The 22,784-nt window shown below is 64.9% G+C and carries 26 protein-coding genes; 11 read left to right on the forward strand and 15 right to left on the reverse strand.

The genetic code is table 11. The features are described 5' to 3' along the window. Positions 1-25 precede the first annotated feature (25 nt). The gene (locus tag ACLI1C_RS16965) at positions 26-532 is read left to right on the forward strand and encodes a DUF2249 domain-containing protein (protein WP_411398736.1); all 507 of its coding nucleotides are present in this window, start codon (positions 26-28) and stop codon (positions 530-532) included. A 10-nt stretch (positions 533-542) separates the two neighbouring features. Here the strand turns inward: ACLI1C_RS16965 and ACLI1C_RS16970 are convergent, their stop codons facing one another. The 4 genes from ACLI1C_RS16970 to nirK form a co-directional block, all read right to left on the reverse strand. Then, positions 543-1,760, reverse strand: coding sequence for an NnrS family protein (locus tag ACLI1C_RS16970; protein WP_411398737.1), 1,218 nt, complete (start codon positions 1,758-1,760; stop codon positions 543-545). 89 nt (positions 1,761-1,849) lie between these two features. Next, positions 1,850-2,548 (reverse strand): Crp/Fnr family transcriptional regulator, encoded by a 699-nt coding sequence (locus tag ACLI1C_RS16975; RefSeq protein ID WP_411398738.1) that lies wholly within the window; start codon positions 2,546-2,548, stop codon positions 1,850-1,852. 79 nt (positions 2,549-2,627) lie between these two features. After that, positions 2,628-3,521 (reverse strand): SUMF1/EgtB/PvdO family nonheme iron enzyme, encoded by an 894-nt coding sequence (locus ACLI1C_RS16980; protein ID WP_411398739.1) that lies wholly within the window; start codon positions 3,519-3,521, stop codon positions 2,628-2,630. 62 nt (positions 3,522-3,583) lie between these two features. Then, on the reverse strand, positions 3,584-4,711 hold the full coding sequence (gene nirK, locus ACLI1C_RS16985; protein ID WP_411398740.1) for a copper-containing nitrite reductase: 1,128 nt from the start codon (positions 4,709-4,711) through the stop codon (positions 3,584-3,586). 219 nt (positions 4,712-4,930) lie between these two features. Between nirK and ACLI1C_RS16990 the strand changes: the two genes are divergently transcribed. Continuing rightward, on the forward strand, positions 4,931-5,377 hold the full coding sequence (locus ACLI1C_RS16990; RefSeq protein ID WP_411398741.1) for a pseudoazurin: 447 nt from the start codon (positions 4,931-4,933) through the stop codon (positions 5,375-5,377). Positions 5,378-5,488: 111 nt separating this feature from the next. After that, positions 5,489-7,036 carry a PAS domain S-box protein gene (locus tag ACLI1C_RS16995; RefSeq protein ID WP_411398742.1) on the forward strand — a complete coding sequence of 516 codons (1,548 nt, stop codon included), beginning with the start codon at positions 5,489-5,491 and terminating at the stop codon, positions 7,034-7,036. Between the two features lie 2 nt (positions 7,037-7,038). On the opposite strand, the gene ACLI1C_RS17000 is transcribed toward ACLI1C_RS16995, so the two are convergent. Further along, positions 7,039-7,767: a response regulator gene (locus tag ACLI1C_RS17000; RefSeq protein WP_411398743.1), complete on the reverse strand. Its 729-nt coding sequence runs from the start codon at positions 7,765-7,767 to the stop codon at positions 7,039-7,041. Between the two features lie 146 nt (positions 7,768-7,913). On the opposite strand from ACLI1C_RS17000, the gene ACLI1C_RS17005 reads away from it, so the two are divergent. Together ACLI1C_RS17005 and ACLI1C_RS17010 are read left to right on the forward strand one after the other, a co-directional pair. Then, complete coding sequence (locus ACLI1C_RS17005) at positions 7,914-8,579, forward strand: helix-turn-helix domain-containing protein (RefSeq protein ID WP_411398744.1); 666 nt, start codon at positions 7,914-7,916, stop codon at positions 8,577-8,579. 16 nt (positions 8,580-8,595) lie between these two features. Continuing rightward, positions 8,596-8,931: a hypothetical protein gene (locus ACLI1C_RS17010; protein ID WP_411398745.1), complete on the forward strand. Its 336-nt coding sequence runs from the start codon at positions 8,596-8,598 to the stop codon at positions 8,929-8,931. Between the two features lie 9 nt (positions 8,932-8,940). On the opposite strand, the gene ACLI1C_RS17015 is transcribed toward ACLI1C_RS17010, so the two are convergent. Beyond that, the gene (locus ACLI1C_RS17015; protein WP_411398746.1) at positions 8,941-10,335 is read right to left on the reverse strand and encodes an L-serine ammonia-lyase; all 1,395 of its coding nucleotides are present in this window, start codon (positions 10,333-10,335) and stop codon (positions 8,941-8,943) included. A gap of 149 nt (positions 10,336-10,484) precedes the next feature. Here ACLI1C_RS17015 and ACLI1C_RS17020 point away from each other — a divergent pair, with 149 nt between their 5' ends. After that, positions 10,485-11,087, forward strand: coding sequence for an alpha/beta hydrolase (locus tag ACLI1C_RS17020; protein WP_411398747.1), 603 nt, complete (start codon positions 10,485-10,487; stop codon positions 11,085-11,087). A gap of 13 nt (positions 11,088-11,100) precedes the next feature. Here the strand turns inward: ACLI1C_RS17020 and ACLI1C_RS17025 are convergent, their stop codons facing one another. Further along, positions 11,101-11,547 (reverse strand): hypothetical protein, encoded by a 447-nt coding sequence (locus ACLI1C_RS17025; RefSeq protein WP_411398748.1) that lies wholly within the window; start codon positions 11,545-11,547, stop codon positions 11,101-11,103. A gap of 197 nt (positions 11,548-11,744) precedes the next feature. Here ACLI1C_RS17025 and ACLI1C_RS17030 point away from each other — a divergent pair, with 197 nt between their 5' ends. Both ACLI1C_RS17030 and ACLI1C_RS17035 read left to right on the forward strand, forming a co-directional pair. Continuing rightward, positions 11,745-13,451, forward strand: coding sequence for a diguanylate cyclase (locus tag ACLI1C_RS17030; protein WP_411398749.1), 1,707 nt, complete (start codon positions 11,745-11,747; stop codon positions 13,449-13,451). 129 nt (positions 13,452-13,580) lie between these two features. Beyond that, positions 13,581-13,787, forward strand: coding sequence for a hypothetical protein (locus ACLI1C_RS17035; RefSeq protein ID WP_411398750.1), 207 nt, complete (start codon positions 13,581-13,583; stop codon positions 13,785-13,787). Positions 13,788-13,790: 3 nt separating this feature from the next. Here ACLI1C_RS17035 and ACLI1C_RS17040 read toward each other — a convergent pair whose 3' ends face one another. Both ACLI1C_RS17040 and ACLI1C_RS17045 read right to left on the reverse strand, forming a co-directional pair. Then, the gene (locus ACLI1C_RS17040; protein ID WP_411398751.1) at positions 13,791-14,087 is read right to left on the reverse strand and encodes a GNAT family N-acetyltransferase; all 297 of its coding nucleotides are present in this window, start codon (positions 14,085-14,087) and stop codon (positions 13,791-13,793) included. 86 nt (positions 14,088-14,173) lie between these two features. Next, complete coding sequence (locus ACLI1C_RS17045) at positions 14,174-14,749, reverse strand: tetratricopeptide repeat protein (RefSeq protein ID WP_411398752.1); 576 nt, start codon at positions 14,747-14,749, stop codon at positions 14,174-14,176. 170 nt (positions 14,750-14,919) lie between these two features. Between ACLI1C_RS17045 and ACLI1C_RS17050 the strand changes: the two genes are divergently transcribed. Continuing rightward, positions 14,920-15,294, forward strand: coding sequence for a RidA family protein (locus ACLI1C_RS17050; RefSeq protein WP_411399071.1), 375 nt, complete (start codon positions 14,920-14,922; stop codon positions 15,292-15,294). A 36-nt stretch (positions 15,295-15,330) separates the two neighbouring features. Here the strand turns inward: ACLI1C_RS17050 and ACLI1C_RS17055 are convergent, their stop codons facing one another. The 3 genes from ACLI1C_RS17055 to ACLI1C_RS17065 form a co-directional block, all read right to left on the reverse strand. Further along, complete coding sequence (locus ACLI1C_RS17055; RefSeq protein ID WP_411398753.1) at positions 15,331-16,182, reverse strand: fumarylacetoacetate hydrolase family protein; 852 nt, start codon at positions 16,180-16,182, stop codon at positions 15,331-15,333. Positions 16,183-16,279: 97 nt separating this feature from the next. Next, entirely contained in the window at positions 16,280-16,714 is a 435-nt protein-coding gene (locus tag ACLI1C_RS17060) for an RbsD/FucU family protein (RefSeq protein WP_411398754.1), read from the reverse strand. Between the two features lie 8 nt (positions 16,715-16,722). Further along, positions 16,723-17,472: a GntR family transcriptional regulator gene (locus tag ACLI1C_RS17065; RefSeq protein ID WP_411398755.1), complete on the reverse strand. Its 750-nt coding sequence runs from the start codon at positions 17,470-17,472 to the stop codon at positions 16,723-16,725. A 125-nt stretch (positions 17,473-17,597) separates the two neighbouring features. On the opposite strand from ACLI1C_RS17065, the gene ACLI1C_RS17070 reads away from it, so the two are divergent. Then, positions 17,598-19,148 carry a UxaA family hydrolase gene (locus ACLI1C_RS17070; RefSeq protein ID WP_411398756.1) on the forward strand — a complete coding sequence of 517 codons (1,551 nt, stop codon included), beginning with the start codon at positions 17,598-17,600 and terminating at the stop codon, positions 19,146-19,148. Next, complete coding sequence (locus ACLI1C_RS17075) at positions 19,145-19,480, forward strand: TfoX/Sxy family protein (protein ID WP_411398757.1); 336 nt, start codon at positions 19,145-19,147, stop codon at positions 19,478-19,480. The genes ACLI1C_RS17070 and ACLI1C_RS17075 overlap by 4 nt, the downstream gene beginning before the upstream one ends. A gap of 27 nt (positions 19,481-19,507) precedes the next feature. Here the strand turns inward: ACLI1C_RS17075 and ACLI1C_RS17080 are convergent, their stop codons facing one another. The 3 genes from ACLI1C_RS17080 to ACLI1C_RS17090 form a co-directional block, all read right to left on the reverse strand. Further along, positions 19,508-20,146, reverse strand: a complete 639-nt coding sequence (locus ACLI1C_RS17080; protein WP_411398758.1) for a class I SAM-dependent methyltransferase — start codon at positions 20,144-20,146, stop codon at positions 19,508-19,510. Positions 20,147-20,152: 6 nt separating this feature from the next. Beyond that, positions 20,153-21,253: a sensor histidine kinase gene (locus ACLI1C_RS17085; protein WP_411398759.1), complete on the reverse strand. Its 1,101-nt coding sequence runs from the start codon at positions 21,251-21,253 to the stop codon at positions 20,153-20,155. A 77-nt stretch (positions 21,254-21,330) separates the two neighbouring features. Further along, positions 21,331-22,245, reverse strand: a complete 915-nt coding sequence (locus ACLI1C_RS17090) for an SMP-30/gluconolactonase/LRE family protein (protein ID WP_411398760.1) — start codon at positions 22,243-22,245, stop codon at positions 21,331-21,333. Positions 22,246-22,784 lie beyond the last annotated feature (539 nt).

Raw genomic sequence — 22,784 nt, forward strand, 5'->3', positions numbered from 1 at the left:
TCTCGCCTACTTCGAGGAAAGCGCCATGAACGATCTTGAACTCGATATCCGTCCGATCCTGCGCAATGGCGGCGAGCCGTTCGGTGCGATCATGGGAGCTGTGGACCAACTGGCCCGGGGCCAGCGGCTCAGGCTCTATGCCACCTTCAGGCCCGAACCGCTATTTCAGGTCATGGCCAATCGCGGCTTTGCCAGTGACGCCAGCCGACTCGAGGACGGCGACTGGATGGTCGTTTTCACGCCGGCTGCCGCACCCATCGACATGGTCGAATCCCGTGCCGAAGCGCCCGAGACCTGGGCCGACCCCGCCTATTATCTCGATTGTTCCGAACTTGTGCCCCCCGAGCCCATGACGCGTATTCTGGGCCGGCTGGACACCATGGCGGAGGGCGAGGTGCTGTTTGCCTTGCTGGGCCGCGAGCCGGTATTCCTCTATCCAGAACTCCAGGCGCGCGGCCATGCCTTTGTAGGCGATCATGATGAGACCGGAACGGCCTATCGCCTGATGATCAGGGCCGGGCGAAAAGCATAGGCCTTTTCGGTCAGTCGCCCCGCTCGCGGCGGCGCTGCACCAGCACCGGGCCATATTCGATGACATAGAGCGCGAAAGCCAGGATCCAGCAGAGGCCCGTGGCTGACAGCAGTTCGGTGGCACGGTCCGGCCAGACGCTGGCCAGCGGGCGCAACAGGGCGGCGGCGATCAGTGCGGCATAGCTGGCCGTCGTCATGGCGGAGGCGGCGAGCGGCAGGCCGGTATGGCCACGGGTGGCCCGGCTCATGATCGCCAGGGTCATCACCCCGATCGTGCCGACGGTAAAGACATGGAGCGCAGCGACCGGCTCGACCCAGCCCAACTGGACCAGGGCTATCGCCAGAAAACCCGCTGGCACGAAGGCATAGCCAAGATGCAGCACCAGGACCAGCTTCTCGTCCCAGGTCTGCCCGCCGCGCCAGCGCCAGAGCCGCCCCAGGTGCAGGCCTGCGGCCACGAGGCAGGCCAGCGCTGTGAGGATTGTGTCCGGCAGGATGACCCAAAGGAGCAGCGCCGCCAGTCCGGTCAGCAGGGCGATGGTGTCGAAGCGGTCAAAGGGCGCCGGCAGGGCGCTGCTGTGGCGCCGCGCCAGCCAGTTGCGGGTGAAGCTGGGCACGACGCGCCCGCCCATGATGGTGACCAGCATGACGAAGGCGCCTACGCCCAGCCGGTTGGCCAGCGCCGCATCCCCGCCTCCCGTGACCAGCAGGTGAAAACCGATATTGGCGAGAGCCAAAGCGAGGATGCCGGCCAGGACCTTGAGGTCCTTCCATTTGCGGCCGGCGATGATCTCCCGGGCGCAGATGGCCAGAAGTGCCGGCAGGAAGGCTGCGTCTATGGCGATGGCCAGGGGCAGGCCGACGCTGTCGGGCGCCAGCAGGACCAGCCGTCCCGCGCACCACAGCGCAAAGAGTGCAATCAATGGCGTGCCCGATACGGGCAGGCGCCCGGTCCAGTTTGGCACGGCGGTCAACAGGAACCCGGCCAGGGCGGCGGAACTATAGCCGAACAGCATTTCATGGGCGTGCCAATAGGCCCCGCCATAGCTGCCGCCGATCTCCCAGCCGGCGGCCAGGGCCCCGACCCACAGGGCCATTGCCGCAATGGCCCACAGTCCGGCCGCCAGGAAGAAGGGCCGGAATCCATAGGAAAAGAGCACCGGCCCGCTGCGCGCAATGCCGCGTGGCACGGGCTGTCGCTTGGTGGCGGCGGGTGGGGCTTGGGTCATTGGGGCTCCGGCCGAGCGGCTTTGCTCAGCGGGCGGTCTATCCCCGGACAGGGTGAGGGTCTTTGTCCTGGCGCAACGAATGCGCCAGTCTAGTCGGCCTGGCCTTCCGCCAGGATCTGCAGGCCCGCCGTGTCGCGCACCAGCAGTTTCTGCCGTCCGCCCTCGACCAGGCCCTTGGCCTCCCACGCGCTCAGGATGCGCGAGACGGTGTGCAGCGTGGTCCCCGTCATCTCGGCAATGTCCTGGCGGGAGATCTGGAAGTCGATGCGGATGCCGGTGCCTTCGGTCTTGCCGGCCTGCTCGACCAGACGCAGCACGGCATGGGCCACGCGGCGCTCAACCTCCTCGGTGGCCATTTCGCGGATGCGGGTATGGGCTTCCTGCAGGCGCTGGCCGATGGTCTGCATGGCGTTGACGGCGAGATGGGGATTCTGCTCGACGAAGAGGCCCCAGACTTCGGTGGGCCAGCAGATGACGACGCTTTCGGCCGAGGCGGTGGGCGTGCCGGGATAGTCGTCCCGCTGCAGCGCCTTGGCGAAGCCGAATATGTCGCCGGGATGAACCATGCGGACGATGATCTGCTGGCCGTCGGACGTGACCTGGGTCACCTTGAGCCGCCCATGCAGCAGCAGGAAGAAGCGGTCGGCCTTCTGCCCCTGCTCGAACACCGCTTCACCCATGGCCACCCGGCGCATGGTGGCGCTGGCCAGCAGGCGATCCAGCTCGGCGTCGCTCAGCTTGTTGAACAGCGGCAAGGCGCGCACAAGGCTGCGGTCGATGTCTGCCAAAGGAGCTGTCCTATCGTGTTGTCGGCTGTGCCTTACACGATAGTCCCGCATTCCGGTATTCGGCAATCGGCCGCAGCGTTCACCGGCCGATCAGGGCGAACAGGCGCTCATGCCATGCCGGCTGCCGCACCAGGCGGAAGCCGAGATTGTTGGGCGGGACGCCCACCGAGCAGCCGCCGCTTCTTGCGTCGCGAATGAAAAAGCTCATCGGCGTGCGGTGCTGTCCCTCGAGGATCTTGATGGTGCAGGCCGGGGTCTCGCTCAGCACGGCGCCGGCGGCATCGACATGGACGCGGCGATGGCAGGTCTGCGTCCATTCCCAGACATTGCCGCCCATGTCGGCAATGCCGTTTTCATTGCTGCCGAAGCTGCCCAAAGGCAGGGGAACGCGGCCGCCATCGCTTTCGCGCGCGGCTTCCTTTTCGTAATTGGCCAGCCAGCGGGCCGCCGGATTGGCATTGTCCTCGGCCAGACCCAGGGCATCGTCGACAAAGCCCGCACCGGCCGCGAAGGCCCATTGCCGGTCGGTCGGCAAGGCCCAGTCCTGGCCCGTGCGGTCCGACAGCCAGGCCGCATAGTCGATGGCATCGTCGAAATTGACGCCCGTGACCGGCACATTGCCCTGTCCGATATTGCGTGGCTCGGCTGGTGCGCAGGCGCCTTCGGCAGTGCAGGCGGCGTAGTCGGCGACGCTGACCTGATATTTCATCATCACGAGGGGGGCATCGAGCCGCCGCTGGACCATTGGTGCATCAACCGGATTGCCGTCGCGCAGGAAGTGGCCCTCGACGCGATAGGTGAAATCGGCGGGGATGAGGGTAACCGTCTCGGGTCCGGCAATGCCGCCCATGCCCAGGCTGAGATTGGGCAGGCCCAGTTGCAGTGCAATCAGTGCGGTGCCGACAACCAGCAGGGCCCCGGGCAGGGCCAGCGAAGTCAGGACGTCGTGCACGGGGCGGGCCAGGGTGGTCATTTTGCATCTCTGCTGGAGCTATGCGCGGCGCCGGAGGGCGCCGCGCATGAAGGTCGTTGCCGTCAGATCGGGCTGGGGGCCAGCACGCTGGTCATCAGGTCGTCATTCCAGTCCCCGCTCACCACGAAATGGCCGGCGGCACCCAGTTCGAAGGCCTCGATCAGGTTGTGGTTCACATAGGCGTAGACGCCCGGCTGCAGGAAGGTGTAGAGCGCCGCGCCTGCGGCACCGCCGGGGATGAACCAGGTCTCGAGATCCACCTCGGGAGCGTTGTGGAACTTGCCGCTCTGCCAGACATAGTCGCCATGGCCGCCGATCAGGTGGGGCCGCGTATCGCGGTTCGCCTGCGAATGGACGACCAGCACGCGCTCGCCGACGGCCGCAGTCAGGGCATTCTCGCCGGTCAGGGCGCCCACCTTGCCGTTGAACACGACATGGCTCGGCAGCAGCGTGCGCATCACCTCGAGCGCATCGGCATAACCGTCGCCGATGCTCTCATAGGCCATGTAGTTGCCCTCGGCATCCTTGGGCACGTAGAAGTCCTGCTCGCCGACATAGTAGACGCGGTCATAGGCCAGGGCATTGCCCTTGCCGTCGGTCAGGCCGTCGCGCGGCAGCACCATGATGGCGCCATTCATGCCGGCGGTGACATGCCAGGGGACCATGCCTTCAGGCGCGCAGTGATAGACGAACACGCCGGCCTTGGTGGCCTTGAAGCGCAGGATCGCCTTCTCGCCCGGATTGACGATGGTGAGGCCCGCGCCGCCCAGGGCGCCGGTGGCCGAGTGGAAGTCGATATTGTGCTGCATCAGGTTGGTGTCGGGGTTGATCAGCGTCAGTTCGACATAGTCGCCTTCATGCACCACCATCAGCGGGCCCGGCACCGAACCATTGAAGGTCATGGCCCAGACGGTCGTGCCTTCGGCGTCCACTTCATGCAGCTTTTCCTCGATGGTCAGCGTGAACTCGACGATCTTGGGCGCGCCGGTCGCGACCTGCTCATGCGCATGCACGAAGGGGGGCGGCACCAGTTCGACCTTGACGCGTTCCAGCGTGCTCAGGTCGACGGCGGCGGTTGCGGCAGCTTCCTGAGCGGCAGCGGGCAATACTGCTGCCAACTGTGCCGCTGCTCCAATTGCCGTGGCGCCGGCAAGCAATGCGCGACGCGAAATTCCTGGAAGATTTGCCATTTCAGTATCCTGTTTTTGGGCTCGACTTCTTCTTTGCCCGTATGATCTTGAGTATTGGCTCTTCAGTCCATTTTCTTTGATCAAGCGCAAATATCCGCCCGAATTCAGGGCGTTCGAAATGCGAGAAAAATTTGATGCCGGTCAAAGAGCGCGGTGCCCGCAATGCGTAGAGAGAGGCGAACGGGCCCGCTACAGGACCCCACTTTAAGGAGATCCACCATGCGCAACGCCCTCAAGACTGCGATCGCCGCAATTGCCCTTGCCGGGTTTGCCGTCGCCCCCGCGTTTGCCGCTGATTACGAAGTTCACATGCTCAACAAGGGCGTGGCCGGCACCATGGTGTTCGAGCCGGCCTTCGTGCAGGCGCAGCCCGGCGACACGGTGACGTTCATTCCCACCGACAAGGGCCACAATGTCGAGGCGATCAAGGACATGCTGCCCGAAGGCGTCGAGATTTTCAAAAGCAAGATCAACGAGACCTATGTGCTCACCGTCGACGTCCCCGGCGTCTATGGCGTCAAGTGCACTCCGCATTTTGCCATGGGCATGGTTGGCCTGATCGTGGTCGGCGAAGACACCAGCAATCTCGAGGCCATCAAGGCCATCAAGGTTCCCAAGAAGGTCGGCGAGCGCTTCGAGGCCATCTATACCGAACTGGCCCTCTGAGGTTTCAGCAGTCCGACAAGACCCCGCAGGCTTGCCTGCGGGGTTTTTGTTTGTGCCGGCCCGCGCGGCTCGTTACGATTCACCGAGCATAGCAAGAGAGCGAGCCGCCCGGTGACGGACCAAGACGAACCCAATTCCTCGCTGCTGGGCCAGGCCCGCAAGCTCCAGGCCATCCTGGAATCCGCCGTCGACGCGATCATCACCATCGATGGGCAGGGGACCATCACCACGGTCAATCCCGCAGCGGCGCGTCTGTTTGGCTATGATCAGGCCGAGTTCCTGGGGCGCAACGTGCACTTTCTCATGCCCGAGCCCTACCATTCCGAGCATGACGGCTACATTCACAACTACCGCTCCACCGGACGGCGCAAGATCATCGGCATCGGCCGCGAGGTCACCGGCCGCCGGCGCGACGGCTCGCTGTTTCCCATGCATCTGGCGGTCAGTGAATTCGAGACGGATGGGCGGACGCACTTTACCGGCATCATCCACGACCTGTCGGATCGCAAGGCCACCGAACTGGCCCTGCGCCAGGCCCAGAAGATGGAAGCCATGGGCCAGCTCACCGGCGGCATTGCGCATGATTTCAACAATCTGCTGACCGTCATCATCGGCAATCTGGAAATGCTGGAGGGCAAGCTGACGACGCCGCTGCAGCGCGAGCTAACCAACGAGGCACTGGAGGCAGCCGATCTGGGCGCCCGCCTGACCGCGCGGTTGCTGGCCTTCGCCCGCCGGTCGCATCTCGAGCCGGAAACCGTCAATCTCAACAGCTTCGTCGTCGGCCTCACCGATATGCTGCACCGCACGCTGGGGGCCACCATCTATCTGTCCAACGCGCTCACCCCGCATCTGTGGTCGGCCCGGGTCGACGCGTCTCAGGTGGAGAGCGCCATCGTCAATCTTGCCGTCAACGCGCGGGATGCCATGCCCGATGGCGGGCGCCTGCTGATCGAAACCGGCAATGCCGCGGTCGATGCCGACATGTCGAGCCGGCTCGATGGCCTGTCGCCCGGGGACTATGTGCGCCTCTCGGTCTCCGATACCGGCGCGGGCATGAGCCAGGCGGTGCGCGAGCGCGCCTTCGAGCCATTTTTCACCACCAAGGAGCAGGGGCGTGGCACGGGGCTCGGCCTCTCCATGATCTATGGTTTTGCCAAGCAGTCGGGCGGGCTTGTCACCATTGACAGCACGGTCGGCAAGGGCACTACGGTGACCATCTATCTCCCCAGGCATCGCGTCGAGCCGTTGCAGGCGACCGCGATCGGCGACGCTGACGCCCCCGCATCGGGCACGGGGCAGGTTATCCTGGCCGTGGAGGATGATGACCGCCTGCGCAAGCTCACCGTCTCGCGCCTGACGCAGCTGGGCTATGTGGTGCTGGCGGCCGCCAGCGGCGCCGAGGCGCTGGAGCTGCTTGCGAGCAATCCGGGGATCGATCTGCTGTTCACCGACGTGGTGATGCCGGGCGGCATGTCGGGCTATCAGCTGCGCCAGCAGGCGCGCGCGCTCTATCCGCATATGCCGGTCCTGCTGACATCGGGCTATGCCGAGGAACTGGCCGGCAACCGCACGGCCGAAGAGGATATCAGGATCCTGCGCAAGCCCTATCGCATGGCCGACCTGGCCGCCGCCATCGAGGACGCCATCAAGGCATAGTCTCAGGCGCTGAGCTCTTTCGGGGTGAAGCTGTAGCCGGCGCCGCGCACGGTCTTGAGCAGTCGCGGCTGCTGGCTATCGGCCTCGATGAGCTTGCGGATCCGGGCGATCTGGTTGTCGATGCTGCGGTCGTTGGGTGCCCAGTCGTGCCCCTTGAGCATGTCCATGATCTGGTCGCGACTCAGCACGCGATGGGGATGCTGCGCGAACAGGGCCAGGAGATCGAATTCTCCGCTGGTGATGCGGACGTCCTGCCCATCGGGGCCGCGCAATTCGCGCCGGCCCAGGTCGAGCACGAAGCCGTCAAAGCCGATCTGCGCCTTGGCAGGCGGACGGGCGGGGGCGACGGGCTGGGCGGTCGACCCGGCGCGGCGCAGCACCGAGCGGACGCGGGCCAGCACTTCGCGCAGGTGAAACGGCTTGGCGATATAGTCATCGGCGCCGATTTCGAGGCCCACGATGCGGTCGATCATGTCGCCCTTGCCGGTGATCATGATGATGGGCAGGTCCCAGTTCTGCCGCACTGTCCGCGCGATGGAAAGCCCGTCGGTGCCGCCCAGGTTGAGGTCGAGCGTGATGAGGTCGAGGCCGGTCGCCAGGGCCGCTTCCACGCCGGTCTGGTCGGTGGCCTCGCTGACGCGGTAGCCTTCATCCTCGAAGCATCGCCGCAGCATGCGCCGCACCTGATCGTCGTCGTCCACGACGAGAATGTGATGCTGCCCCCCTGCCATCAGTGCGATCCGCTCCTGCTTTGTCCCCGGGCGCCGCCGCCCGATACATTGCGTTACAATTCAGTACGTAGCGCCGGAACGCCGCTTACATAGGCGATCTATGTTTTCCCCAGACGACAACACTTTACTCGGTCCGGGGACGTATCATGCAGCTATCCACTATCGCATCGACGGTTGATACTCAAACGCCCTGGATGGGCGGCGCGGTCAGCACCAGCGGCGTCCGTCTGCTGGGCGCCTACGATGCGCTGTTCCGTGAGGGCGATGAAACCACGGGCTTCTACGAGATCCTGAGCGGCGCCGTGCGCGCCTACAAGATTTTCCCCGATGGCCGCCGCCAGATTGTCGCCTTTGGCTTTGCCGGCGACATTGTCGGCTTCGGCCATGGTGAAACCTATCGCTTCGACTGCGATGCGCTGACCATGACCCGTGTCCGCGCCATCCACAAATCCTCGCTGCTGCGCGCCATGCGCGAGCGGCCCGAACTGGCCGAGAAGCTGCTCAAGGTGGCCGGCGACGAAGTGGCCAACATGCAGGATCTGTCAATCCTGCTCTGCCGCAAGACTGCGATCGAACGCATGGCCAGCTTCCTGCTCTCCATGGCCGGCCGGACCACGAGTGACATGGTGCCGCTGCCCATGTGCCGCGCCGACATTGCCGATTATCTCGGCCTCACCATCGAGACAGTCAGCCGCAACATGACCCGGCTGCGGGCCATGCGGGTGATCGACCTGCCCAATCGCGGCAATTTCGTCGTGCGCGACATGGACCGGCTGCGGCTGCTCGCGCAGTGCGACGGCAACATGCACTGATCGGGTGGAGACCGCCATGGCCCCAATCCGTCGGCGAATGGCCATTGGTATCTTTGCCAGCGTCAAGGATGCCCAAAACGCCATTTCGCGGCTCGATGCGCTCGGCATTCGACGCCATGAGTGCTTTGCCCTGCCGGCCGATCAGGCACCGGCGGGCCTCGTGCCGCATGGCCCCGATCAGGAACCCGTCGACCTGAGGAACCCTGACCTGCCTGCCGCGGGACACATCATGCTGCGCGTCTATCTCGAGACGGTGCGGGACGAACAGCTCGTCGCCGGCGCCCTGCTGGAAAGCCCCGCCGAGAGCGTTCAGCTGCACGATGTCAATCCGCCCAGGACCGCGCTGCACTGAGCGTGCCGTTCAGCAGGCCACCACGTTGACAGCCAGCCCCGCCAGGCTGGTTTCCTTGTATTTTTCGCTCATGTCCAAGCCCGTCTGGCGCATCGTCTCGATGCAGGCATCGAGCGGCACGGCGTGGGTGCCGTCGCCCTTGAGCGCGAGCGAGGCCGCGGTAACGGCCTTGACGGCGCCAAAGGCATTGCGCTCGATGCACGGGATCTGCACCAGCCCGCCCACCGGATCGCAGGTCATGCCGAGATGGTGTTCCAGCGCGATTTCCGCGGCGTTTTCCACCTGGGCCGGCGTGCCGCCCATGATGGCGCAGAGGCCGGCCGCAGCCATGGCCGAGGCGGAGCCGACTTCACCCTGGCAGCCCACTTCAGCGCCCGAGATCGAGGCATTGTGCTTGACGATGCCGCCGATCGCGGCCGCGGTCAGCAGGTAGTCGCGAATGTCCTGCGGACCGGCCGCGGCATTGAACTTGAGATAATAGCGCATCACCGCCGGAATGACGCCGGCCGCACCATTGGTGGGCGCTGTGACGACGCGGCCGCCGCCGGCATTCTCCTCGTTGACCGCCATGGCGTAGAGGCTCAGCCAGTCATTGGCCATCAGTGGCGTCAGCTCGTTGCGCTGCCACTGCGCATCGAGCTGCAGGAAGATTCCGCGCGCGCGGCGCTTGACGTTGAGACCGCCGGGCATGATGCCTTCCTGGGCGATGCCGCGGTCGATGCAGGTGCTCATCACCGACCAGATTTCGTCGATGCCGCGGTCGAGCGCGATACGGCTGCGCGTGGCCTCTTCATTGGCGCGCTTCATGCCGGCAATGGACAGGCCCGAGGCGGCAGCCATGTCCAGCATGTCGCGGGCATGGGCAAAGGGATAGGGCACGTCAGCCTGGGCTGGTGAGGCGTGCTTGAGGGCCTCGAGCTCCTCGGCGCTGACCACGAAGCCACCGCCGATCGAATAATAGGCGCGCCGCAACAGCAGCTGGCCATCGGTATCGAAGGCGGAAAACTGCAGGCCATTGGGATGGAGCGGCAGGGGATTGCGCTTGTCGAGGACCAGGTCCACCGCCGGTCGGAAGCGATAGGCCGCGTGGCCGGGGGGATGGACGATGCCCTTCGCCTCGACCGCGGCAACCAGGCCATCCATGGCATCGGGGTCGACGGTTCTTGGATCCTCGCCGCAGAGGCCGAGGATGACGGCGCGGCCGCTGCCATGGCCGATGCCGGTGAAAGCCAGTGAGCCGTGCAGGCTGGCCGTCAGCGCCGCGGGGCGGGCGCTGGCGGCACGCGGCCAGTTGCCGTCGGCCAGTTCGTCGAGAAAGCGCCTGGCAGCGGTCATCGGCCCCATCGTGTGGGAGCTGGATGGCCCGATGCCGATCTTGAAGACGTCGAAGATGGAAAGGAACATGGGCGGCATTGTGCATGAATGCGGGCGGCCAGCAATCGAGTGCACGCGATTGTTCCGCAAATGGCAACAGTGCGTGGTCGCCGGCGATGGTTGCCCGAAAGGCCGAGCCGGCCGATATATCGGTTCAATATCAGTTCAGGAGACGGACCATGGCCGACTACCACTATCGCGAAGGCAAGGGTGCCGACGCCGTCGCGCCGCTCTTTGTGGTCTTTCACGGCACGGGGGGTGACGAAAACCAGTTCTTCGATCTGGCCGGTGAGCTGCTGCCCGGAGCGCGGATCATCGCGCCGCGCGGCGATGTCAGCGAGGGCGGGGCGCTGCGCTACTTCCGCCGCACCGGCGAGGGCGTCTATGACATGGACGACCTGGCGCTGCGCACGCAGCAGATGATCGCCTTTGTCAAAGCGCGGCAAGCCGAGGGCGCACCGCGCCAGGTGATCGGGCTGGGCTATTCGAACGGCGCCAATATCCTGGCATCGATGCAGTTCGCAGCGCCCAGCCTGTTCGACGCGACCGTGCTCATGCATCCGCTGATCCCGTTTGCGCCGCCCAGCGCCGACTTTGCCGGCCGGCGCGTGCTGATCACTGCCGGCCAGCGCGACCCCATCGGGCCCGCCGCCATGACGCAGGCGCTGAGCGATTATTTCGCCGGCAATGGCGCCAGCGCGTCGCTGTTCTGGCATCCGGGCGGCCACGAGTTGCGGCCCGAGGAACTGCGCGAGGCGCAGGCCTTCCTCGCCCACGGCTAGACCTTCGCACTCGCTAGACCAGACCGTGCTCCTGCATGGCCTGGTCCTCGTCCGGCGTCATATAGGCAAAGATCCTGGGCGTGCCGCCGGCAATGGTGACGCAGTAGAAATTGGTGAAGGTCACCTGGCCCGCCTTGCCGGCCTTGTTCACATAGTCGAACTGCCAGTCGACATCGGCGACCGCATGCAGGCGATCGAGTTCGATCACCCGGATCCCCTTGATGGTCATGTGCTTGCCGCCGAACCGGCGGTAGCGGGCAAAGCCGGTCGGGATGACCTGGCGGAACCTGTCGTCATTGGCGCCGCCGATCACCCCCTTGGGGCTGGATTCGACGAAAAAGGACGCAAAGGAAGCGATCATGCCCTCGACATCCTCGCGGGGCGGGTTCTGCAATGCGTCGTCGCTGCGCTTGCCATAGGCGTCGAACAAAGCGCGGACCTTGGTTTCGAGCGGGCTCATGGCTGTCTCCTCAGTTGCCACAGGGATAACGTATCGCGGGCACGGGGGTTCAGGCGAGCGCAAAGGCTTAACGGACTCTAAACGCCTGCTGCCTAGATTGATGAAGTGGCCGGAACGGCCGCAATCCCAGAGCGGGCGAGGGCGTCCAAATCTTCGGACTTCGAGACAGCATTGCCGGCAGCCTGCGTATCCGACTGTTGATCCTGGTCCTGGTCGGCATCCTGGTCGTTGCCGTCCCAGCCTATGTCGCCTTCAACTGGGTGGTGGCGTCCACGGTCATCCAGCTGGGTACGCTGTTTGCCGAAAAACAGGTGCTCTACGATCGGCATCGCGGGCTCGATGCCTTGATGCGCGAAGTCTCGCTGGCCGACACGCTGGCCGGATCGCAGTCGATCCGCGACTGGGCCAATGACGAGAGCAACGAAACGCTCAAGCGCCGCGGCATTGCCGAGCTCGAGCATTTCCGCCAGTCCTTCTCGGACAAAAGCTACTTCTTCGTCGTCAATTCCTCCGGCAACTACTATTTCAACGACGCGTCGAATTCCTATGCCGGCGACCAGTACCGCTATACCGTCAACCGCGACAACCCGCGCGACGCCTGGTATTTCGCCACATCGGCCCTGGGCGAGGGCTGTCATCTCAATGTCGACAACGATGCCAATCTGCGGGTCACCAAGGTCTGGATGAACTGCGTCATCCGCGAGGGAAGGCGGGTGCTGGGCGTATTGGGCACGGGCATCGACCTCACCAGCTTCATCCAGGAAGTGGTCAATATCCCCCAGGTCGGCGTCAGTTCGATGTTTGTCGACCGGTGGGGCGCAGTTCAGGCGCATCGCGACGAGAACATGGTCGACCTGCGCAGCCTCACGGCCGAGATGAGCGCCAAGCGCACGGTGTTTTCCTTGCTCGACAAGCCGGAAGACCAGGTTGCGCTGCGCGCGCTGATGGACCAGGTCGCGGCCGGCGATGCTGGTGTCAGCTCGCGCTTCATGACGGTCGGCGGCAAGGAAACGCTGGTGGGCATCGGCTATCTGGATCGGCTGGGCTGGTTCAATGTCACGCTGATGGATATCGACGCCATCATCGACAAGCGGCTGTTCCTGCCCATCGGCCTACTGCTGGCGGCGGTGGCGGGACTGGTGGCTGCCATGCTGCTGCTGCTGTTCAAGCGGCAGGTGCTGGATCGTCTCAAGCGCCTCGAAGGGGCTGTCTGGGCAGCGCGCGCCGGCGATTACGCACCGGCGCTCGCCATGGGTACGGATTCGCAGGACGAGGTGGGCCGCCTGTCGACGGCCTTTGCCGATATGGCGCTGGCGGTCAGCGACAATACGCGACAGCTGGAAGCGCGGATTCGCGAGCGCACCGAGGAGCTGGAAGTGCTGGCCTTCCGGGACGGTCAGACGGGCCTGGCCAACCGGCGCAGCTTCATCGCGCGATTTGCCGATGCGGCGGCAAGCGGCCAGCGCGGGCTGCTGCTGATCGATATCGATCACTTCAAGACCATCAACGATACCTATGGCCATGCCGCCGGCGACGCGGTGATCCTGGCGATGGCACAGCGCATTTCCGACAGTATCGGGGCGGGCGGCGATTGTGCGCGCTGGGGTGGCGACGAGTTCATCGTCCTGCTGCAGGACAGTGCGCCGCACCTGCTGCGGGCGGCCACCTATGGCCTGATGGCGGCCATCGTCGATCAGCCCATTGCGCTGCCCGATGGCCGCTCGGTCAGCGTCACCGTCAGCGTCGGCGCGTGTCTCATCATGCCCGGCGACAGCATGGACGACGTTATCGAAATGGCCGATGCCGCGCTTTACGTGGCCAAGAATGAGGGGCGCAACCGCGCCAGCATCATGGAGCCAGACGCGACGGATGGCCGTCACGCTCCGACGACGGGCGCGCTTTAGCGCGCATGGCGGTTGACGCAATGGCGGTCGCCTGCCAGCGTCATGCCATCGAGCCGAGGGGCGTCACCCTTGGTGACCAAGTGGCGGCCGCCAGGGCCGCCGTATCACAGGGCGGCGCTACGGTTTCCGATGCAGTTCAAGGTCACCTATGCACGCTACTGGCCCAAGCGGCGACGGCTTGAATTTGCCGCGACCGGCGAGCGCAATGGCTGCGTCTTCACCGTGGTGACCGAGGTCACCTGCCTCAAGGAGCCGACCACGCCCGAACATATCCATCTGGTGGCGCTGGCCCGGCTGACCGAAATCTTCCGCCAGCGCAGCGCCTCGGGACATTGAGATTCAGGCGCGCAGGTCGGCCCATTCGGGATGGCGGCGGAACTGGGCGACGACATAGGAGCAGATGGGGACGATCTTGAAGCCCTGCTCGCGTGCGTCGGCAACGGCCTTCTGAACCAGGCGGGCAGCTATGCCGCGGCCCTCATATTCGGGCGGCACGCCGGTATGGTCGATGGTGATGGTGCGGTCTTCGCCAATGCGGAAGGTCATCTCCGCTTCAAAGCCCGGAGCCAGGTGGATGACATAGCGGCCACGGGTTGCCCCATCTTCACGGAGCACGGTCAGGTCGGTGTCGGTCATGAAACGTCTTTCGTTGCGGAGGGCCTGATGTGGGAACAACAGAGCCGGGCCGCAAGACGCGGTCAATGGTTCACATGAACTTGGGTTCAGATGAACTTGATGTCCTCGAGTTCGGGGAACAGGGCCCGCTCGACGAGATAGGGGTGGATGGCCAGCGCGGCAATCATGTCGGCGCGCGCCAGATCGTCCTTGCCCTGGTTCTTGTAGATCACCGCGCGACCCACCAGGGCGCCGAAATGGCGTGGCTCGAATTCCAGCACCTTCTCGATGTCGGCCAGGGATTGATCGTAGTTGCGCAGCAGATAGTAGACCGTCGCGCGCTGGTTCCAGGCCTCGGCATAGGTGGGATAGTCGACGACGATCTCATCGAGCAGGGCAATGACGCCGGGGAAATCGGCACGCTGGCGCAGGCTCAGCACGTCCTGCATGCGCGCCGCCAGGATCGGGTCCCGCGGGGTGATCCAGTAGGTCCAGATCTGGCTGGTAATGGCCTGCGCCGCTGCCTGGTCGGGGGCCAGGCGGAGCTGGTCGAACAGGGCATCGAGCGCGGCATTCTCGCGTTCGGACTGGGCGGTGGCCAATGGGATGGCGGGGGTCAAAATGATGACGGGCCCGAAAAGGGCGGCAAGAACGAACCGGTGACGGGCGATCCAGCTGCGCATGATGCCGAAACAGTGATCCGCTTTTGCTCGCGCCGCAAGACAGCAATTCGTGATCGGACGATCACGCAAGATCATCGGTGCGCAATGCAAGCCAGGCGTTGACTTATGGCTGCCCAGACGGTGAGGCTCAGGCGCAAAGGAGTGTCCGCATGAGCCAGCTACTGCATCACATGATCGCCTCGGGTCCGCGGCCGGTGGCGCCGTTTTCCCACGCGGTGGAGGCCGATGGCTGGGTGTTCGTGACCGGCCAGATGCCCACCGACCCGGCGGCACCCGATGCGCCGCTTCCGGCCGGCGTCGAGGCGCAGACCAGGCGGGTGATGGACAATCTCAAGCTGGTGCTGGGCGGGATCGGCCTGGGGCTCGAGCATGTCACCATGGTGCGCATCTACCTCTCGGCCTTCGAGCGCGACTATGCCGCGCTCAACGCGCTGTGGCCGAGCTTTTTCGAAGCCGGAAAGCTGCCGGCGCGGACCACGATCGGCGTGACCGCACTGGCAGTGGGGGCATTGGTCGAGATCGACCTCGTCGCCCGGCGGCCTTAGCCCTCTCACCTCTCCCCCAAGGGAGAGGTGAAGACGCTAGGCGCTGTAGGCCTTCACATTCTGCTGCTGCTCGCCGAGGCCTTCAATGCCCAGGCGCATGACATTGCCGGGCTTGAGCCAGACCGGCTCGGGCTTGATGCCCATGCCGACGCCGGGCGGGGTGCCGGTCGAGATGATGTCGCCCGGCTGCAGGCTCATGAACTGGCTGACATAGCTCACGACATGAGCGACGCCGAAGATCATCGTTCGAGTCGAGCCGTTCTGGTAGCGCTTGCCGTCGACGTCGAGCCACATGCCCAGCTGCTGGGGATCGGCCACTTCGTCGCGCGTCACCAGCCAGGGGCCGATGGGCCCAAAGGTGTCGCTGCCCTTGCCCTTGTCCCAGGTGCCGCCGCGCTCGGTCTGGAAGTGGCGCTCGGAGACGTCGTTGATGACGCAATAGCCGGCGACATGGTCCATGGCGTCGGCTTCGTCGACATAGCGGGCCTCCTTGCCGATGACCACGCCCAGCTCGACTTCCCAGTCCGGCTTGATGGCGTTCTTGGGGATGATCACATCGTCATTGGGGCCGATAATGGCGCTGGTGGCCTTCATGAAGATGATCGGCTCGGCCGGGATCGGCGCGCCGGTCTCGGCCGCGTGGTCGGCATAGTTGAGCCCGATGCAGATGAACTTGCCGACATTGGCAACACAGGGCCCGATGCGCTGGCCGGCATCGAGCCGGGGCAGCACGCCGATATCGAGGGCGCGGATCTTGGCCAGGCCCTCGGGCGTCAGGGTCTGGCCGCCGATGTCGCCGACAATGCCGGAGAGGTCGCGGATCGAGCCGTCTTCGGCCAGGATTGCGGGCTTTTCCGCGCCCTTGGCGCCAATGCGGAGCAGTTTCATGGTGGAGTATCCCTGTTGCCGTTTGACTAGGCCTTAGCCGCTAACATGTTAGTCTGTCGAGGGCGACCTTGGCCCGATCGGTTCGGTCGCGGCATTTTCAGCCGTCGGGGCGGACAATGCCCTTCTTGAGCACGATATTGCCATAGAGCCGGCGCTCGCCGGTCTGGACCACGGCATAGCCGGTCTTGACCCGGTCATAGAAGGCAAAGCGTTCGAGCGAGGCGAGGCCCATCTTGGGCTCGTGCCGGCGGATGATGGTCTCGAATTCGTCCATGATCGGCTCGCGCCGGCCGGCATCGCCCACCACCTGCATGCAGAGGGCGGGCTCGGCCACGAAGTCATCCAGCGGCATCAGGGTCAGGATGGCGTCGAGCACGTCGGTGGCGCTGATGCCATCGAGCCGCACCAGCACCGGGCCGGCCGCATCCGCCGGGTAATTGGCATCGACGATGGCGATTTCGTCGCCATGCCCCATGGCGCGCAGGATGGCGAGCAGGTCGGGGCCGAGGATGGGCGGAATGTTCTTGAGCATGATGTGTCCTAGCCGAAGGGGAAACTGTCGCTGTCGGTGCCCAGGCTCTCGCCATCGGCGAAGAGGCCTGGATGCTCGCGGGCAAAGGCGAAGAGCTCCACCATGACCGCGTCGATATGGGCGCGGATGGCGCGGGTGGCCTGGGCGGCGTCGGCGGCGAGGATGCCGTCGAAGATGGCCTGGTGCTCGGCAATGGTCAGCGCCAGCCGGCGCGGGGTGATGATCAGCCGCCGCGCCCGGTCGAGATTGGCGCGGGCGGAATCGATGATGGTCTTGACCTTGGTCAGCCGCATCGAGCGGTAGATGATGTCGTGGAACTCGACGTCGATCTGGTGGAAGGTCTCGGCGTCGTCGCGCTCTGCCGCCTCGCGCTGGGCGGCCATATTGGCATGCAAGGCGTCGATCAGGCTGGGGTCGTGGCTGCCGATCAGCACGCGCAGGGCTTCCGATTCCAGCCCCTTGCGGATCAGCATGTATTCGCGGACATCAGCGATGCGCACCAGCGAGACGGTGGAGCCGCGCTGCGGGGCGATATCGACCAGTCCCTCGATCTGCAGCCGCGCCAGCGCCTCGCTCACCGGAAAGCGCGAGACGCCGAGCTCGGCGCAGATCAGCGATTTGTCGATGGTGCTGCCGGGGGGCAGGGCCAGGGTGACGATGGCAGTGCGGATGGCATGGGTCACGTCCGCGGTGACGCTGCCGCGGGTGAGGGTGGTCGGGCGCGCCAGAAAAGAATAGGGACTTGCTGCGGTTGTCATGCTAACATGTTAGTTAGTGAAGTGGTGCTTTACAACGCCCGTCGCTGCCGAATGCGCGCGCAATCTGGCGGCAAACGGGGCCGGCGTAAAGCGCAGTTGAGACCATACCCCGCGAAAGTCCCCTGATGTCCGAAACGATGACCCGTCCCCAGTCCCGCACGCTGGTGCTCAATGCGGCCGACAATATTGCGGTGGCACTGGCCAATCTCGATGTCGGCAGCGATACGCCGCAGGGCGTGCGCATTGTCAGGCGCGTGCCCAAGGGCCACAAATTCGCCAGCCGGGCCATCGCCGCCGGCGAGGCCGTGATCAAGTTCGGGCAGATCATCGGCTTTGCCAGCGAAGCCATCGTGCCGGGCGACTGGGTGCATGAGCACAATTGCGGCATGGGCGGCGCCGACGGCACGCTGACGCATGACTATGCCTTTGCCGAAGGGGCCATAGCGCCCGAGATGATCCCTCTCGGCCAGCGCGCCACCTTCGAGGGCTATCGCCGTGCCAATGGCAAGGTGGGCACCCGCAACTATATCGGCATCCTCACCTCGGTGAATTGTTCGGCCACGGTCGCCAAGTTCGTCGCCGAGGCGATCAATCGCTCCGGCCTGCTCGAGGATTATCCCGAGATCGACGGCGTGGTGCCCTTCGTGCATGGCACGGGCTGCGGCATGGAGAGCCGTGGCGAGGGCTTTGACATCCTCAAGCGTACGCAGTGGGGCTATGCGTCCAATCCCAATCTGGGCGCGGCGCTGCTCATCGGCCTGGGCTGCGAGGTGTTCCAGATCGGCCGCATGAAGGAAATGTACGGCATTGCCGAAGGCGAGACCTTCCAGACCATGACCATCCAGGAGCGTGGCGGCACCAAGAAGATGATCGAGTGGGGCGTCGAGAAGGTCAAGGAAATGCTGCCCATCGCCGCCGCGGCGCGCCGCGAGACGGTCGATGCCAGCCACCTGAGCCTGGCGCTGCAATGCGGCGGGTCGGACGGCTATTCGGGCATTACTGCCAATCCGGCGCTGGGCTATGCGGCCGATATCCTGGTGCGCAATGGCGGCACCGCCATCCTCAGTGAGACGCCGGAAATCTACGGCGCCGAACACCTGCTCACCCGCCGGGCCGTCAGCCGCGAGGTGGGCGAAAAGCTCATCAGCCGGATTCACTGGTGGGAAGACTATACCCGTCGCAACCATGGCGAGATGAACAACAATCCCTCGCCCGGCAACAAGCTGGGTGGCCTCACCACCATTCTCGAAAAGTCGCTCGGCGCGGCGGCCAAGGGCGGCACGACGCCGCTGACGGCGGTCTATGAATATGCCGAGCTGGTGACCGAGAAGGGCTTTGTCTTCATGGATACGCCCGGCTTTGATCCGGTCTCGGCGACGGGGCAGGTGGCCGGCGGCGCCAATATCCTGGCCTTCACCACCGGGCGCGGTTCGGCCTATGGCTGCAAGCCGGTGCCTTCCATGAAACTGGCCACCAATTCGGACATGTATGCCCGCATGACCGACGACATGGACATCAATTGCGGCGATATCGTCGAGGGCGTTTCCATCGAGGACAAGGGGCAGCAGATTTTCGACATGCTGCTCGACATTGCCTCGGGCAAGCGCACCAAGTCCGAAGAGCTCGGCTATGGCGACAATGAATTCGTACCCTGGCAGGTCGGGGCGGTGATGTGAGCACCCAGCAGAAGACGGTCGACTATATCGTCGAGCAAAGCGCCGGCGCCGGCACGATCACGACCAAGAAAATGTTCGGCGAATACGGCATGTATTGCGACGGCAAAGTCATGGCCTTCATCTGCGACGACCAGCTGTTCATCAAGCCCACCGCGGCGGGGCGCGCCTATCTGGGCACGGTGACGGAAGCCGAGGCCTATCCGGGTTCCAAGCCCTATTTCCTGATCGATGGCGACCGCTGGGACGATGCCGACTGGTTGGCGGGACTGGTCAAGACCACGACAGACGACTTGCCGGCGCCCGAGCCGAAGAAGCCGAAGGGCAGCAAGTAGGCTGCTGCAAACCACTCGGTCCAGCCCCTAGCGCAGGCGATAGACACTCCCCACCCGCCCGGCATCGTCCCGGCCATCCCCGACATCGCCCACGGCATAGGACGCCACGCGTTCCAGCCGATGCCTGGGCAGGTCCCGCCGGTCCGGGTCGCCGATCAGCACGTCGATCCCGGCCGCGCGGCAGCGCAGCAGGAAGGGCAGCATGATCGCCGCCACCTCGGCGTTGTAGAAGACGTCGCCCGCCGCGATCAGCTCGACATCGGCCGGCGGTGGCCCCGTCACATCCACCTCGGTCAGGTCGACCGCAACCCCGTTCGCCGCCGCATTGAGCGCAATCGCGGCCCGTCCATGCGGGTCGATTTCCGCCGCACTGACCACGGCCCCCGCCCTTGCTGCGGCGATGGCCACAAGCCCCGATCCCGCGCCCAGATCGAGCACGCGCCTGTTAGCAATGGCCTGAGGATGGGCCGCGAAGTGCTGCGCCAGAGCCAGTCCGCCGGCCCAGGGGAAGGCCCAATAGGGCGGCGGCGGATCGGCATCATCCGGATCGGCCAGCCGCGACAGGCGGCTCCTGGGGTGGGAGAGGTAGAGGCTGATCGCGGGCAGCGCCGGTAGCGGACGCAGCTCCAGGTTGTCCTGGATGAAGCGGGTAATCGCGGTCGCCATGCCGTCTCAGGTCGCTTCGGGCTCTGGTTCGGGCTCGGCATTGGCCCGGGCGAAGAAGATCGAGACGGTGTGCCCGGCCCCTGGCGTGGAATCGATGGTGACCCGCGCCTTGGCATTCTGCCCCAGCGAATGCACGATGAGCGCGCTGAGCTTGCCCGGCTTGGGCCAGTTGGTGCCCTCGGCCAGGCCGATGCCGTCGTCGGAAACGGTAACGCGGCAGCCGGTCTCGTTGACCAGCGACTGCAGCGTGATCGTGCCGCCTTCGCGGCCGACAAAGGCGTATTTCAGCGCATTGATCATCAGCTCGTTGACCACCAGCCCGGTGGGCATGGCGACATTGACCGAGACCGGCCAGGTATCGACCTGCAGGTTGAGCCTTATGCCCTCGATGGCATGGGCGGCCATCACCGCCGAGGCAACCTGGCTGAGATAGACGCCGAGATCGACGCTTTCCGATTGCCCGTCCTCGGACAGGGACTGGTAGAGCAGCGCCAGCGAGCTGATCCGCCCGGCCAGGCGCTGGAAGGCCTGGCTGGAGGTATCGTCGGGCATGTTGCGCGCTTCGAGCCGGATCAGCGCGGTGATCATCTGCAGGTTGTTCTTCACCCGGTGCTGCAATTCGCGCAGCAGGGTGTCTTTTTCCTGGATCTGGGCCTTGAGGTCGGCGGCGTGCTCCGGCGTGCGGTTGGCGGTTTCGGCCAGCGCGACGAGGCGGAAGGTCGGCTTGCCGTCATCGTCCTCGATGATGTTGGACCAGGCATCGACGGTGATCTCGCCCTCGTCGCGCCTGATCACGAAGGTGCCGATATAGTCGTCGCGCAGGGCGACGGCCTGGCTCAACAGTTCGCCATCGTCGCGGGCCACGGCATTGGGGGGCAATACGGCCCAAGGTTTGCCCTCGAGCTGTCCGCCCGAGGTGCCGATCAGCCGCTCGAATTCCAGGTTGGCGTAGGACAGCCGCTCCTGCGGATGCAGTTCGGAAACCGCGATGCCGAAGGGCACATGATCGAGAAACTGCTTGAACCGGTCGCTTTCCAGCGCATCCGCCAGATGGGGCGTCTCGAGCAACTCCTCGGCGGGAGCGGCTTCATGGTCGTTGGCTGTCAATACGATGTTCCGATGTGCAAGTAAGTCGCCCCGCATCCTTCCTAGCATGAATGGGCCGGTTCATGTCAGGTCCATTGCTAGGGATGCTGCAAGCCCGTGGCGCTGACATAGGTGGCCATCACGAACTGGCTACAGGTGATGAACAGCCGGTTGCGGCGCGGTCCGCCAAAGGTGACGTTGGAGGTCTTGGCCCCCGTCTTGATGCGGCCCAGCAGGGCGCCGGCGGAATTGTAGACATTCACGCCCAGGCCGGCACTGGTCCAGACATTGCCCTCGGTATCGAGCCGGAACCCGTCGGGCAGGCCCGAATCGATATCGGCAAAGACCTTTGGATTGGTGAGCCTCGCGCCGTTGACGTCGAACTGGCGGATATGGGCGGGCCAGTCGGGGTCGTGGCTCTGGCCGGTATCGGAAACATAGAGCACCGACTCGTCGGGCGAGAAGGCCAGCCCATTGGGCTTGGCGAAATCGTCGGCGACCACGGTCAGCGAAGCATCGGCCGGGTCGAAGCGATAGACAAAGCAGCCGGCCTGTTCCTGGTCCGACTTGTAGCCCTCATAGTCGCTGAGAATGCCATAGGGCGGGTCGGTGAACCAGATCGTGCCATCCGACTTGACCACGACGTCATTGGGCGAATTGAGCCTTTTGCCCTCAAAGCGGTCGACCAGCGTCGTCACCGTGCCGTCCCACTCGGTGCGCAGCACGGCGCGGGCCCCATGCGAGCAGGAGATCAGCCGCCCCTGCCGGTCACGGGTATTGCCGTTGACATAGTTGGATGGGGTGCGGAACGGGGTGACGCCAAGGCCCGGCACCCATTTGAGCATGCGGTTGTTGGGAATGTCGCTCCAGACCAGGAAGTTGCCATCGGCGAACCAGACCGGCCCCTCGGCCCAGCGGCAGCCGTCATAGAGCACTTCGAGCGCGGCAATGCCGATGGCCAGATCGTAAAACTTCCTGTCAATGAATTCGAGCGCGTCGCCGCCGATAGCCATGCCGTTCCTCCCGGGTCCCGCGTGCATTTGAAGGGAAGGGAGGTCGGGTGGCAAGGGGGCCGCGGATCGAGGTATGCGCGCATGGCTAGCCGCGGTCTTCCGGCGCTGGGCCGCACGCTCAAAACGCGGCCTTCCCACAATCCGGATCAGCTAACCCTCCACCCCCGCTCACCTTTCAGCCGCCACCACAAACTTATCCCCCTCCCCAAGACCTCCTGCATAATCACCTCATCTACCCGCCAGAGCGCGATCATGACGAGTGATGAGCGGGCTAGACTGCCGGGGAGCATGGGTCGCCAGGCTCCCGCATGTATGCTGACCACCGGCCTCGCGCCGTCCCGCAGGGCAAGGCCATGCGAGCTACGCTCGAATGGCACGAACCCAGAGCGGGAACGGAAGCGATAAAATCCGAAAGGGCGGCCGCTCGATGCGTGTGTGAAAAATCCCGGCGTGATGGCGAGGCGTCTGTCTCACTATCCAAACTAACCTTCGAGGCAGTTGCCTCGCCATCACGGCTCACTCGGTGAGCAGAGCGAACC

It is taken from the genome of Devosia sp. XGJD_8, assembly GCF_046614475.1.
Taxonomy (GTDB): Bacteria; Pseudomonadota; Alphaproteobacteria; order Rhizobiales; family Devosiaceae; genus Devosia.

What these genes read in the sequence shown, in the direction of transcription:
- ACLI1C_RS17080 (WP_411398758.1), bottom strand. Translation starts at nt 20,146, where the DNA reads ATGGCGACCGCGATTACCCGCTTCATCCAGGACAACCTGGAGCTGCGT.
- ACLI1C_RS17020 (WP_411398747.1), top strand. Translation starts at nt 10,485, where the DNA reads ATGGCCGACTACCACTATCGCGAAGGCAAGGGTGCCGACGCCGTCGCG.
- ACLI1C_RS17050 (WP_411399071.1), top strand. Translation starts at nt 14,920, where the DNA reads ATGATCGCCTCGGGTCCGCGGCCGGTGGCGCCGTTTTCCCACGCGGTG.
- ACLI1C_RS17045 (WP_411398752.1), bottom strand. Translation starts at nt 14,749, where the DNA reads ATGCGCAGCTGGATCGCCCGTCACCGGTTCGTTCTTGCCGCCCTTTTC.
- ACLI1C_RS17005 (WP_411398744.1), top strand. Translation starts at nt 7,914, where the DNA reads ATGCAGCTATCCACTATCGCATCGACGGTTGATACTCAAACGCCCTGG.
- ACLI1C_RS16965 (WP_411398736.1), top strand. Translation starts at nt 26, where the DNA reads ATGAACGATCTTGAACTCGATATCCGTCCGATCCTGCGCAATGGCGGC.
- ACLI1C_RS17060 (WP_411398754.1), bottom strand. Translation starts at nt 16,714, where the DNA reads ATGCTCAAGAACATTCCGCCCATCCTCGGCCCCGACCTGCTCGCCATC.
- ACLI1C_RS17025 (WP_411398748.1), bottom strand. Translation starts at nt 11,547, where the DNA reads ATGAGCCCGCTCGAAACCAAGGTCCGCGCTTTGTTCGACGCCTATGGC.
- ACLI1C_RS17040 (WP_411398751.1), bottom strand. Translation starts at nt 14,087, where the DNA reads ATGACCGACACCGACCTGACCGTGCTCCGTGAAGATGGGGCAACCCGT.
- ACLI1C_RS17090 (WP_411398760.1), bottom strand. Translation starts at nt 22,245, where the DNA reads ATGGCTATCGGCGGCGACGCGCTCGAATTCATTGACAGGAAGTTTTAC.
- nirK (WP_411398740.1), bottom strand. Translation starts at nt 4,711, where the DNA reads ATGGCAAATCTTCCAGGAATTTCGCGTCGCGCATTGCTTGCCGGCGCC.
- ACLI1C_RS17070 (WP_411398756.1), top strand. Translation starts at nt 17,598, where the DNA reads ATGTCCGAAACGATGACCCGTCCCCAGTCCCGCACGCTGGTGCTCAAT.
- ACLI1C_RS17015 (WP_411398746.1), bottom strand. Translation starts at nt 10,335, where the DNA reads ATGTTCCTTTCCATCTTCGACGTCTTCAAGATCGGCATCGGGCCATCC.
- ACLI1C_RS16990 (WP_411398741.1), top strand. Translation starts at nt 4,931, where the DNA reads ATGCGCAACGCCCTCAAGACTGCGATCGCCGCAATTGCCCTTGCCGGG.
- ACLI1C_RS16970 (WP_411398737.1), bottom strand. Translation starts at nt 1,760, where the DNA reads ATGACCCAAGCCCCACCCGCCGCCACCAAGCGACAGCCCGTGCCACGC.
- ACLI1C_RS17010 (WP_411398745.1), top strand. Translation starts at nt 8,596, where the DNA reads ATGGCCCCAATCCGTCGGCGAATGGCCATTGGTATCTTTGCCAGCGTC.
- ACLI1C_RS17055 (WP_411398753.1), bottom strand. Translation starts at nt 16,182, where the DNA reads ATGAAACTGCTCCGCATTGGCGCCAAGGGCGCGGAAAAGCCCGCAATC.
- ACLI1C_RS16980 (WP_411398739.1), bottom strand. Translation starts at nt 3,521, where the DNA reads ATGACCACCCTGGCCCGCCCCGTGCACGACGTCCTGACTTCGCTGGCC.
- ACLI1C_RS17035 (WP_411398750.1), top strand. Translation starts at nt 13,581, where the DNA reads ATGCAGTTCAAGGTCACCTATGCACGCTACTGGCCCAAGCGGCGACGG.
- ACLI1C_RS17000 (WP_411398743.1), bottom strand. Translation starts at nt 7,767, where the DNA reads ATGGCAGGGGGGCAGCATCACATTCTCGTCGTGGACGACGACGATCAG.
- ACLI1C_RS17065 (WP_411398755.1), bottom strand. Translation starts at nt 17,472, where the DNA reads ATGACAACCGCAGCAAGTCCCTATTCTTTTCTGGCGCGCCCGACCACC.